The following is an 11766-nucleotide window of genomic DNA, read 5'->3' as shown; positions in this document are numbered from 1 at the left end:
CTTTTTTGCCCCCCCGCGCTTTTCCGGCCAGCGGTGCGCCCCCACACCACCCACACCCCCCCCAAACCCCCCGGGGGCCCCCCCCGCCGCGGGGGGGGGGGGGGGGGGGGGCCCCCCCCCCCCCCCCCCGGCCGAGGGCGGAGCCAATGGCTGCTCTACGGATAGGCCGTCAGGTTGGCCACATTGGTGCTGGAGTTGGACGGGCCTCCGGTGTTGTTGATGACATGGCTGATGGTGCCGGTGCCGCCGAGGGACACGGTCACCATGCTGGTGAAGCGGACGTTGGAATTGTTCGGGGCCTCGATGGCATGTGCGGCCACGACACTCGGGTTGACGTTGAAGTAGCAGTAGCTGCCCAGGCCGTACGCCTGGTGGCTGGTGACGGAGTCGGCGACCTTGTAGGCGGCGTAGCCCTGAGTGGAGCCGTTCATCCAGGCCGCTTGGTTCGGTGGGTCGTACGGCATCTCGTTCTGGTAGAAGTACGTGCGGCCGCCGTTGCCGTTCCAGACGGTCTGGTACTTCTGGAAGTGCTCGACGAACAGGCCGTACATGGTGACGTTGTCGCCATTGACGATCAGGCCGGTGTCCGCAGTGTTGCTGGTCCAGCCGACGCCGCTGCCGTGGTCGGCACGCCAGATCCACATGTGGTCGCCGATCACGTTGTCGCTGTTGACGACGAGGCTCGTGGTGGCCTTGCCGACGCCCGCGCCGCCGACGCGGAAGTACACGTCGTGCAGGGAGGTCGGGTCGGCCGCGTGCGAGGCGGACGCGTTCGACGGCCCGACCTCCATCAGGCTCGGCGAGTTGGTGGTGCCCGCGTCGAAGAGCAGGCCCGCGACCTTCACGCCGTCGACGTCGGCCACCTTCATGGCGGTGATGCCGTTGTCCGGGACGAAGGTGGCGAGGCCCAGGCCGAGGACGACGGTGTCGGCGCGGTTCACCTGCAGGGTCTGGTCCAGGTGGTAGACGCCCGGAGTGACCAGCAGGTTCTTTCCGGCGGCGAGAGCGGCATTGATCTGGGACGCGGTGGCGCCCGGCTTGACGACGTAGAAGGTGTCCAGGGACAGCGAGCTGCCCGAGGGGCCGCCCGCCCAGCTGGTCGCCGTGGAGTTGGACCGCAGGGACGGTACGAACACCTGGTAGGCGCCGTTGCCGTCGACGTACAGGAACGGCTTCTCCCGGCTGACCGGGGTCTGCGCGACAGTGGTGTCGGGCGGGCTGGGGAAGCTGGTGCCCGGAACGCCCTGGCTGCCGACGAAGACCATGTTCCAGTTGGATCCGGTCCAGCTGCCGAGCTGGGAGTTGCGGGTCAACCACTGTTGCTGGCTGCCGGAGTTGACCTGGCCGTCGACCTTGCTGTCCGCGATATAGCCGCCGCTGGACCAGCCGCCGTCGTCCAGGGCGAGATTGCCGCGCAGGTGCATACGGCGGTACGACGCCGCCTGCGAGACCGCCCAACGGTCGCTCCCGCTGGTCGGATTGACCGACAGGTTCTCGGCGCCGCGCCAGAAGTTCTGGGTCGCGTTGCCCTGGAACCAGTCCGCCTCCGCGTGCACCGCGCCGTTGATCGTCACCGCGTCGGGCGACAGGCCCAGGCCCAGCACCTGGGTGTAGAAGCCGACGTTGACGTCGGCGCTGTAGGCGCCGGGCTTGAACAGCACGGCCTGGCGCTGGGAGCCGAACTGGTTGGTCTCCTGCTGCTGGAAGATGCTGTTGAGCTTGCTCTGGATCGTCGAGGCGGACATCGAGGGGTCGAAGACGGCGACGTTCGGGCCGAGGTCGGGGTTGGCCGTCGACGGGGTCACGGGTACCACCTGGAAGCGCTGGGCGGCGGTGCCGTTGCAGGTGTACTGCACGAACTGCACGCTGTCGGCGGTCGAGGCGCCGGGGTCGTCGAGGCACTTGCCGCTGTTGCGGTTGACGAAGTGGTAGGCGCCGCCGCCCTCGTCGACGGGCAGCCACTGCTGGTTGGCGCCGCCACCGTAACTCCACAGGTGCACCGGCGCGTTGTCGGCGTTGGAGACGTCGGCGACGTCCACGACCTGGCCGGTGGCATTGCCGTTGTTGATCCGGACGTAGCCGTCACTGGTGGCGGTGAAACTCCATTGCTGGGCGGTCGAGTTGTTGCAGGAGTACTGCTGCACGACGGTGCCGTTGGCGGTGCCGGCCGCCTTGGCGTCGAGGCATCGGCCGCTCGCGGCGTTCATGACGGTGGCGAAGCCGGTGGGCAGGGCGGTGGTGGCAGCGTGCGAGGGGGCCGCGGTCAGCAGGGACGTGGCGGCAACGGCGAGCACGGTGAGGGCCGTTGATCTGCGGCGCCGGGGGAGGAGTGGCACGGGTTCTCCTTGCGGGAAGAGTGGGGGGTCAGCCGGTGTACGCGGCGAGGACTCGGGTGTAGTCCCAGTCGGACTGACCCACACCGGAGCAACTGTCGGCGGGGCCGCCGGTGCAGGGCCGGTCGCGGTTGACGGACCAGAACGTCAGCCGTGCGAGGTGGTGCTGCTGGGCGTAGGCGAGGATGGTGCGGAAGTCGGCCACCGTCACGGTCTCGTTGTTGTCGGTGATGCCGTTCATGGACGAGATGCCCATGTCCCGGTAGGCCTGGTCGTCGCTGTAGCCGTAGGCGTTCTTCAGCGCGTTCTTGAGGCCCTCGGCCGCCTGTGTGGTGAGGTTGCCCATGTTCTGTCCCGCACCACCGAAGTCGAAGGGCATGATGGCCCAGGCGTCGACGGTCAGCCCGGAGGAGGCGGCCCGGTTGATGAGACTCGTGTCCGGCCCGCTCTGTCCGGTGCCGATGGTGACGTACACCTTCAGGCCCGCGTTGTTGGCCTTCACGGTCTTCAGCGCGTCGACCGTGCGCTGCTGGACGGTGGGGTTGCTGTAGGCGTCCGCTTCGAGGTCGATGTCGATCGCCTTGAGACCGTAGGCGTTGATCACCTTCTGGTAGGCGGCGGCGAGTTCGCCCGCACTGGAGCAGGAGCTCTCCAGCTTGTTGCCGCTGTAGCCGCCGAAGGACGGGATGACGTCGCCGCCGTTCGCCCGGACGGTGTTGATCGTCTGCTGGTCGACGCCTCCGGTCAGCGCCCGGCCGCCGTCCCACTGGGGGTTGCAGTAGCCGTTGCTGAGCACGAAGGCGAGGGTGAAGTACTTGACGCCGGTGGCGTTGGTGACGGTGGTGGGGCTCGGCGGACTGCCCCAGCCGTTGTAGAGGTACGGCGCCACGGCCATCGGAGCGGAAGGGGTGGTGCCGTCGCCGGGGGCGGGCGCGGTCCACTTCTGGTTGGCGCCGCCGGTGCAGCTCCAGATCTGGGCGCGGGCGCCGTTGGCGGAGCTGTTGCCCGTGACGTCCAGGCACTTGTTCGCCTGCGGGTTGACGATGTCGTGCGCCGCGGAGACGGTCCACTTCTGGTTGGCGCCGCCGGAACAGGTCCACAGCTGGGCCCGGGCGCCGTCGGCGGTCGAATTGCCGGTCACGTCAAGGCACTTGCCGAGGGCGCGGAGTGTGCCGTCGCTGCCCACGGTCCACTGCTGTGCGGCGGTGCCGTTGCAGTCGTAGAGCTGTACGGCCGTGCCGTCGGCGGAGTTGGCGCCGGCGACGTCGAGGCACTTGCCGGCGAGGCCGGTGATGGTGCCGGTGGCGGCCTGCGCGGGTGAGGCGGTCAGCAGGCCGGTGGCGAGGGAGAGTGCGGTGAGGGAGACAGCCGCGGGGAGAGTTCTGGGCATGAGCACAGGGGCCCTTCGTGGGGGATGAACAACGGAGGCTGCGTTCACCTCGTGAACGGCGAGTGCGCCTCACGGTGCGTGGCTGACCCGTGAACCTAAAGGTATGGACCACTTCCGTCAAGAGGTGAAGTAAGCAGTGAAGGAAGTGGGTTGCGGCATCTGGTCGAGCTGAGTGCGAGGGTCTGGCCCATTGGACCGTCCGATTCGTTCGAGCAGGTCTCATGCGCGTCCACTGGAGTGCAGGTCCTATATGATTTTACGGATCCACTCCGAACCTGCGTGTACCGCTCCAGCTCACCGTTGCCGCCGGGTAAATCCCGTGCCAGTGAGGGGCTTTCGCGAGATTCTCTCCGCTCGGTCCCGACGTGGACCTTGACGGGACAGGCGCGGCTCCCTCAGGCTCACGGCAGTGAAATCCTATCTGATTACGAGTGGGGCGCTGCCATGAGCCGTTGCAGAACCGCCGCGTCAGCCGCCGTCATGCTGGTGTTTCTGGCCATCGCCCCAACGGCCTGCACCATCAAGAACTCGGACGAGCCGGCCGCCGCCGGCGCCGACACCGCGCGGACCGGCAGCGGGACGGCCGAGCTGGCCGATGGTTCGGGGACGAAGGTCGCGCTGGTACCGGGCGGCGCCCACCCCTACTTCCAGCCCTGGAAGCAGGCCGGCGCGGAGGCGAAGAAGACGCTCGGACTGGGGGACGTCACCTTCGACGAGACCGCCGAGTGGGACCAGCAGAAGCAGAACAACCTGCTCTCGACGCTGGCCGCCCGCGGCTACAACGCCTTCGGCATCTTCGGAGTCTCCCCGACCGACATCAACACCACTTTCGCCGACCTCAAGTCCCAGGGTTTCGCCGTGGCCTCGCTGGCCTCCTGTCCGGCAGGCGACACGAACGAGGCGGACTTCTGTCTCTCGACCGACGTCGAACTCGCCGCGTACAAGGCCGCGCAGTCCGCCATCAAGGCCATGGGCGGCAAGGGCGCGCTCGTCCACCTGACGGGCAACAACGTCGACGCCAACACCCAACTGCGCAAGAGGGGCGTGGAGAAGGCGGTGCGGGAGACGGGCGGCAGGGTCACTCTGCTGCAGACGATCACCGACATCGACACGGATCTCCAGACCGCGCAGAAAGCCGTCTCCGACCTTCTCGCCGCCAAGGGCGACCAGATCAAGGGCCTCGTCTCCACCGCCTACAACCCGGCGGTCGCCGCTGCCGAAGCAGTGCAGGAGTCCGGCTCGAAGGCCAAGGTCGTGGCCATCGACGACGACGCCAAGATCCTCTCCTCGATCAGGAACGGCTCCGTGGCCGCCACCGTCGTACAGAACCCGGTCGGCCAGGCGGAGATCGGCACCTGGGCGCTGGCCCTGCTGCAGACCAAGCAGTGCACCATGAAGCACCCCGGCGAGATCATCGACTCCGGCTCCTTCGTGGTCACGAAGGGCAACGTCGACAACTACGACAGCGCGCGCAAGGCCAAAACCGCCGCACTGAAGAAGCAGTTCGCCGACGACGTCCTCTCCTGCGGCTGACCGCCCCCGGCACGAACCACGGAAGGCGGCACACACGCATGACCATCATCACCTGCGCGACGGCCCTACTGGCCGACATCGACGTGGAGACCGACCGCACCGACGCGGTGCAGTCGTTCGTCAAGCAGGAGACCGTTCTCGTCACGCTCACCACGGCCGACGGACTCGTGGGAACCGGCTACGCCTACACGATCGGCACCGGCGGGAGTTCGGTGCTGGCGTTGCTGCGGGACCACCTGCTGCCCCTCCTGGCCGGCCAGGACGCCCGCAACGTGGAGGGGATCTGGCAGTCCCTGTTCGCCCACACCCGCGCCACCACCACCGGAGCCGTCACCTCGCTGGCACTCGCCGCCGTCGACACGGCCCTGTGGGACCTGCGCTGCCGACGCGCGGGCGAGCCGCTGTGGCGGCTGGCCGGCGGTCACCGCCAGGAGACACCCGTCTACGACACCGAGGGCGGCTGGCTCCATCTCGGCACCGAGGACCTGGTCACGTCCGCGCTCGCGGCGAAGAAGGCGCAGTTCTCCGGCGTCAAGATCAAGGTCGGCAAGCCGCATGTCGCGGAGGACGCGGAGCGCCTCGCTGCCGTCCGAGAGGCGGTCGGCCCGGCGCTGCACATCATGACGGACGCGAACCAGTCGCAGTCGCTGTCCTCGGCCGTGCAACTCGCCGCGGCCCTCGAACCTCACGACCCCTACTGGCTTGAGGAACCCATGCCCGCGGACGACATCAGCGGCCATGCCCGGCTCGCCCGCTCGACCAGGGTCCCCATCGCGGTCGGCGAGTCCATGTACTCGCCCATGCAGTTCCGCTCCTACCTGGAGGCCGGCGGCGCCTCCGTGGTGCAGGTCGACGTCGCCCGCGTCGGCGGCATCACACCGTGGCTGAAGGTCGCCCACCTCGCGGAGACCTTCAACGTCCAGGTCTGCCCGCACTTCCTGATGGAGCTGCACGTCAGCCTGGTCGCGGCGGTGAGCAACGGCGCGTACGTCGAGTACATACCGCAACTGCGCGCGGTGACGCGGGCCGAACTGGTGCTGCGGGAGGGCCGTGCCGTGGCGCCGGATGTGCCCGGCATCGGCATCGACTGGGACATGGACGCCGTGGACGACCGGAGGGTCGCATGAAAACGGCCGTCATGGAGACCGCCAGTCACACGGAGGGCGCCCGCCCCACCCACCGTCTGCCGTTCTGGGTGAACCAGCGGCTGGGACTGCTGGTGCTCGTCATCGCCCTCGCCGCCCTGTTCGGCGCGGTGCGCCCGGCCTTCTTCGACGCGCGGCTGGTGCTCTTCCCGCTGTTCAGGGACATCTCGACGCTGACCGTGGTGGCACTCGCGCAGATGGTCGTGCTCTCCGTCGGGCACATGAACCTGGCCGTGGGGCGCATGGCAGCCTTCGGCGCCTTCGCCGCCGGGTTCGGTTACGACCGGCTCGGACTGCCGCTGCCGTTGGGCCTGTTGCTGTGCGTGGTGGCCGGCTGCGCCGTCGGGGCACTGACCGGCTGGATCATCGCCCGCACGGGCGTGAACTCCTTCGTCGTGACGCTGGCCATGGACTTCGCCCTGCTGGGGCTGGTCTCCCTCCTGTATTCCTCCCACACCGACAACGCAGCGTTCACCACGCGACCGGACGGACTGTCGGAACTGCGCTCCTACTCACTGGCGGACATCTGCGTCGGCCCCGTCTGCGGCTCACCGGCCATCCCGCAGCTGGCCCAGTTCACCGTGCTCGCCCTCGTCGGCCTCGGCTTCCTCTACGCCCGTACCCGCATGGGCCGCGAACTGCTGCTGACGGGCGCCAACCCGGCCGCCGCGGAACTGTCGGGCATTCCCACCGGGCGCAGGATCGTCCTGGCACACGCGCTGTCCGGGCTCCTCGCCGCCCTGGCCGGCTTCATGGCCGCCGTCGGCACCGGCACGTTCAGCGCCTCGATCGGCGCCGACTTCATGCTCCCGTCGTTCCTCGGCGCGGTGCTCGGCGGCACCCTGCTGACCGGCGGTGTCGTCTCCGTCGTGGGCGCCCTGCTCGGTACGTCCCTGGTCGGTGTGATCCGCAAGGAACTCGATCTGCTCGGGGTCGGTCTGGAGAGTCTCAACATCTGTCTCGGCTGTGTGCTTCTGCTGGCCCTGTCCGCGGACCGGGTGCGCACCGTCGTGTCCTATCGCAAGGTGGTGCGCTCCACATGACGACGCTCCGCGACACCTCAGAGGCGGTCCTGCGACGCTTCTCCCAGTCCACGACGATGACCTTGCTGTGCGTGGTCGTCGTCGGCTACATGGCCCTCGGTATCGCCTCGTCCGGCTCCTTCTTGGAAGGGTCCTCGCTCCGCACGTTCCTCCAGTACCTCGCCACACCCATCGTGATCGGCCTGGCCCAGATGGTGGCCCTGTGCGTCGGGCAGCTCAATCTCGCCGTCGGCGCCCTGGGCGGGTTCACCGCCTGTCTGATGGGCGTGCTGATGGCCGATCACGGGGTGCCCGCTTTCGTGGCCGTACTGACCGGCGTGGCCACGGCCACCCTGATCGGCCTAGTAACGGGTGTGTTCATCGTCGCCACCCGCATCAACGGCTTCATCGTCACCCTCGGCACGATGACCGTCCTGCTCGGGGCGCAGTACCGGCTCTCCGGCACCCGCACCATCGACGGGTACTCCGCCGCACTGCGTGACCTCGGCCGCTCCGCGCCGCTGAACATCCCTCTCGTGTTCCTCACCGGGCTCGCCGCGGCGGCGCTGCTCGCCGGGTTCATGTACCGCACCGTCCCCGGGCGGCGGCTGCTCGCGGCCGGCGGCAACCCCCTCGCGGCACGGCTGTCGGGCATCTCCACGGACCGTCAGATCGTCGTCGCGCACACTCTGTCCGCACTGCTCGTCGGCATCGCCGCCGCCCTGGCCACCGCCTCGCTGCCCGGCGTCAACCGCAGTGTCGGCGGCGACTGGCTGCTGCCCAGCTTCGCGGCCCCGATCATCGGCGGCGTCGCGCTGACCGGCGGGTCCGTGGCGGTGCTGGGGACCGTGCTCGCCGCGTTCGTCATGCGGCTCATCGACACCACCCGGGCCCAGTTCTCGCTCGATCCGAGCTGGGTGAACTTCCTGATCGGGTTGGTTGTTCTGGGCACGGTCGTCGGCGGCCGCATCCACCAGACCCACCTGGAGAAGAAGGGCAGAACGCCCGCCCTGTCGACGACTGCGGGAGGCACCCCATGACCAACGTCCTGCTGGAATGCGAGGACATCGTCAAGGTCTTCCCCGGAGTACGCGCCCTCGACGGCGTGGGCCTGAAGCTGACCGCCGGTTCCGTGCACGCCCTGCTGGGGGAGAACGGCGCGGGCAAGTCCACCCTGATCAAGGTGATCACCGGCGTTCATCCGCCCGACGGCGGCCGACTTCTCCGGCGCGGCGAGGAGATCCACCCACGCTCACCGCTGGAGGCCACCCGGGCCGGCATCGGCGTCGTCCACCAGGAGCGCAACCTGATCCCCGGGTTCACGGTCGCGGAGAACATCACCCTGCAGAGCCCGCCCTCGTGCCGGGGCCTGTTCGACCGCGCGGCCATGACCGCACCCGCCGAACGCTGCCTGGCCGAAATCGGCCTGGACCTCGACCCGCACCGGCCGGTGCGCGAACTGTCCGTCGCCCAGCAGCAGTTGGTGGAGATCGCCAAAGCCCTGCACACCGAGAGCGAGGTGCTGCTGCTCGACGAGCCCACCGCCTCCCTGTCCCCACAGGAAGCGGAACGCCTCTTCGACGTCGTCCGCCGACTCACGGCCCGCGGCAGGTGTGTGGTCTTCGTCAGCCACAAACTGGAGGAGGTCTTCACCCTCTGCGACACCGTCACCGTGCTGCGCGACGGCCGCTCGGTGCTCGAATCGGCCCCGCTTGCCGACCATGCCCAGGACGACGTGGTCACCCTGATGGTCGGCCGCGCCCACTCGGTGGCCGACATGCCCTCGCGCACGGTCGACACCACCGCCGAACCGGCCCTCTCCCTCTCGGGGTTGTCCACCGCGTCCGGCCACCGTGACATCAGCCTCGACATCCGCCCCGGGGAAATCGTCGGCCTGTACGGCTTGGTCGGCGCCGGCCGCAGCGAAGTGGTGAAGGCGGTGTTGGGCCTCGACCGGGTCACGGGCGGTGAGATCAGGGTGCACGGCGAGAACGTGCGGATCGGCTCCCCGAGGGAGGCCCTCCACACGTACGGCATCGGCTACTTGACCGAGAACCGGAAGGAGGAAGGCGTCTTCCTGGAGCAGCCCGTCGTCCGGAATGTCACCGTGACGGTGTGGCAGAAGCTCGGCCGTTTCCTCGGCGACATCTCGTCCCGACAGGAGAAGGCGGTGGCCCGGGACCTCGTCGACCGTCTCGGCATCCGCGTCTCCGGCCTCGACCAGAATGCCGGTGAACTCTCCGGCGGCAACCAGCAGAAGCTGAGCCTGGCCAAATGGCTCGCGGCCGACACACGGCTGCTGATCGTCGACGAGCCGACGGTCGGGGTCGACGTGCGCACCAAGGACGCCTTCCACGAGCTGATCTGGGAACTGACCCGAGGCGGTCTCCCCATTCTGCTCATCAGCAGCGACCTCACCGAGATGATCAGGCTGGCCGACCGGGTCGTCGTCATGGCCGACCACCGCATCCGCGGCGAGGTGGACAACGACCACGACTACGACCGCATGAGCGGGAAGATCATCCGGATCATCCACGACCGTGCGACCTCGGCCGTGACCGCGAGGAGCGGTGCCGCGTGAGGCGCGTCGCCCAGGTGATCCGCGTCCCGCCGCACAGGGCGGACGCCGAGGAGACACGGAGTTGCCGGCCGCCGTGAGCTGCCGGGCCCACATGGGCGACCTCCTCGGGGCCCGCGGCGAGCGTGCTCACCCGGCCGCTCCGAGCCGGACACCGGCGGCCGGGGTCCGCGTACGGTCTGAGGTCGTCGACCGTCCACGACGTCCAGTCGGCTTCGGTCACCCTTCCCGAGAGCCTGCACACTGTCGACCGGCACAGACGCCGGTTGACCGAGCGGGAGGGTGGTCGAGCCGGTCGTCGCTGGTTTCACCGCTGGTCGAACCGGCTCAGCTGGCGCTCCAGACTGCGGGTCAGATGCTCGGTCATCGCCTCGGCGGCGAGTTCGGCTCTACGGCGGAGGATTGCGCGCAGGATGCGGTCGTGCTCGTTCAGGGTCGGATCGCCCGCGTCCTGCACGCTGCTGAGGCGGAAGACGTGCAGGTGCGCGTGGAGCCGCTCCACCGCGTCCGCGAGCAGCGGCCGGTGGGCGGCTTCCGCGACGGCGTCGTGGAAACGCTGGTCGAGTGCGGCGAAGTCGCGGTAGGAGGCGTACGGCCCCGTGGTGGGACCGGGGTGGGCCTGCATGGCCTCCAACGTCGCCTCGATGGCGTCGAGTTGACCTTCGTCGGCATTGCGGGCGGCCAGCGCCGCGGCGCGCGGCTCCAGGAGCAGCCGCATCTCGAACAGCTCCTCCACTCCCTGGCGGGTCAGCAACTCGGTCGCCCGGTACCCGGACAGCGATCGCTTGACGACCAGTCCGTCGGCCTCCAGTCTCGCCAAGGCCTCGCGCACGGGTGTCGGTGAGACGTTGAGCGTACGAGCCAGTGCTTCCATGCCGACCCGTGCGCCCGGGGCGATCTCGTGGTCCATGACCATGGCCTTGATGTCCTCGTAGACACTGTCGGACAAGGCCTGTCGAACCGGCGGCGTGGCCGGCTCACTCACCCGGGCCGAGCCGGCGGAGACGGACGGGTCGTGCGCCGACATCCGGCTCTCCTCGTTGCTCAGTGTGCTGCGGCCACCAGCAGTTTAGCGATGCGGGGCAGGACCGTTCGGGCCGCGAGACCAAATGACGGCCGGTTGCAGAGGGGAGACCGGTGGTGCCGATGAGGTAGGTGGCCAGGTGGGCGTCTGCCGGGTCAACCGGTCCTGTGACACCAGCGCGGTCCGATCTGTTCCCACTCCCTGCCCCAGGCGTCGATACGGCGCCGGTCCAGACGCCAGCGAGCCGCCGCGCCGACGCCGTACACACCGCCCGCGAGCGCCAGCGCCGCGGCCATGCCCATCAGGGCCGCCTCGAAGCCCGCCTCCACGGGGCCCGGCGGTTCGGTGGTGAGTCCGCCCTTCGCGTCCAGCCACACGACGACGTGGGCTCCGGCCTTCTGGCCGGTGTCGACCAGTGTCCTGCCGGTGCGGGCCGTGCCGTCGGGCAGCGTCCAGCGGACCTTCGCGAGGGCCCGGTCACTGCTTGCCCCGGCCGACGCGGTACCAGGAACGTCGGTCAGGAGTAGTGCCGACGAGGAGTGGCGCTCGGCGCGTTGCCGGGTGAGTACGTTGTCGCAGGCGTGGGCGGTGACCAGGCCGACGATCGCTCCGCCCACGGCGATGACCATCCACATGGCCAGCACGATCCACGCCTCCACCTTGTCGTCGTGGCGGCGCAACGGGCTGCTCCTCCACCGCCAGAGCCGCTTCCTCCCACGCTTGCCGGTCATCGGTCCGCAC

At 69.2% G+C, this 11766-nt stretch carries 9 protein-coding genes; 5 read left to right on the top strand and 4 right to left on the bottom strand.

Going from position 1 to position 11766, the window contains the following annotated elements; genetic code table 11:
* Nucleotides 1-155: 155 nt before the first annotated feature.
* Entirely contained in the window at nucleotides 156-2336 is a 2181-nt protein-coding gene (locus ACI2L1_RS35745; protein ID WP_404743586.1) for an RICIN domain-containing protein, read from the bottom strand.
* A 28-nt stretch (nucleotides 2337-2364) separates the two neighbouring features.
* The gene (locus ACI2L1_RS35740; RefSeq protein WP_404743585.1) at nucleotides 2365-3723 is read right to left on the bottom strand and encodes a lectin; all 1359 of its coding nucleotides are present in this window, start codon (nucleotides 3721-3723) and stop codon (nucleotides 2365-2367) included.
* Between the two features lie 444 nt (nucleotides 3724-4167).
* On the opposite strand from ACI2L1_RS35740, the gene ACI2L1_RS35735 reads away from it, so the two are divergent.
* The 5 genes from ACI2L1_RS35735 to ACI2L1_RS35715 are packed head-to-tail and all read left to right on the top strand — an operon-like array spanning nucleotide 4168 to nucleotide 10004.
* Nucleotides 4168-5256: a sugar ABC transporter substrate-binding protein gene (locus ACI2L1_RS35735; RefSeq protein ID WP_404743584.1), complete on the top strand. Its 1089-nt coding sequence runs from the start codon at nucleotides 4168-4170 to the stop codon at nucleotides 5254-5256.
* Nucleotides 5257-5294: 38 nt separating this feature from the next.
* Nucleotides 5295-6383 carry a mandelate racemase/muconate lactonizing enzyme family protein gene (locus tag ACI2L1_RS35730; RefSeq protein ID WP_404743583.1) on the top strand — a complete coding sequence of 363 codons (1089 nt, stop codon included), beginning with the start codon at nucleotides 5295-5297 and terminating at the stop codon, nucleotides 6381-6383.
* Entirely contained in the window at nucleotides 6380-7444 is a 1065-nt protein-coding gene (locus ACI2L1_RS35725; protein ID WP_404743582.1) for an ABC transporter permease, read from the top strand. The genes ACI2L1_RS35730 and ACI2L1_RS35725 overlap by 4 nt, the downstream gene beginning before the upstream one ends.
* Nucleotides 7441-8463, top strand: a complete 1023-nt coding sequence (locus ACI2L1_RS35720) for an ABC transporter permease (RefSeq protein ID WP_404743581.1) — start codon at nucleotides 7441-7443, stop codon at nucleotides 8461-8463. Before ACI2L1_RS35725 ends, ACI2L1_RS35720 begins: the two co-directional genes overlap by 4 nt.
* A complete protein-coding gene (locus ACI2L1_RS35715; RefSeq protein WP_404743580.1) occupies nucleotides 8460-10004 on the top strand; it encodes a sugar ABC transporter ATP-binding protein in 1545 nt (514 codons plus the stop codon). Before ACI2L1_RS35720 ends, ACI2L1_RS35715 begins: the two co-directional genes overlap by 4 nt.
* A 304-nt stretch (nucleotides 10005-10308) precedes the next feature.
* Here the strand turns inward: ACI2L1_RS35715 and ACI2L1_RS35710 are convergent, their stop codons facing one another.
* Both ACI2L1_RS35710 and ACI2L1_RS35705 read right to left on the bottom strand, forming a co-directional pair.
* Nucleotides 10309-11028: a GntR family transcriptional regulator gene (locus tag ACI2L1_RS35710; protein WP_404743579.1), complete on the bottom strand. Its 720-nt coding sequence runs from the start codon at nucleotides 11026-11028 to the stop codon at nucleotides 10309-10311.
* A 152-nt stretch (nucleotides 11029-11180) separates the two neighbouring features.
* Nucleotides 11181-11756: a hypothetical protein gene (locus tag ACI2L1_RS35705; protein WP_404743578.1), complete on the bottom strand. Its 576-nt coding sequence runs from the start codon at nucleotides 11754-11756 to the stop codon at nucleotides 11181-11183.
* Nucleotides 11757-11766: the final 10 nt, after the last annotated feature.

It is taken from the genome of Streptomyces sp. NPDC019531 (assembly GCF_044903305.1).
Lineage (GTDB): Bacteria > Actinomycetota > Actinomycetes > Streptomycetales > Streptomycetaceae > Streptomyces.
This window is presented reverse-complemented; position numbering and strand designations above follow the sequence as displayed.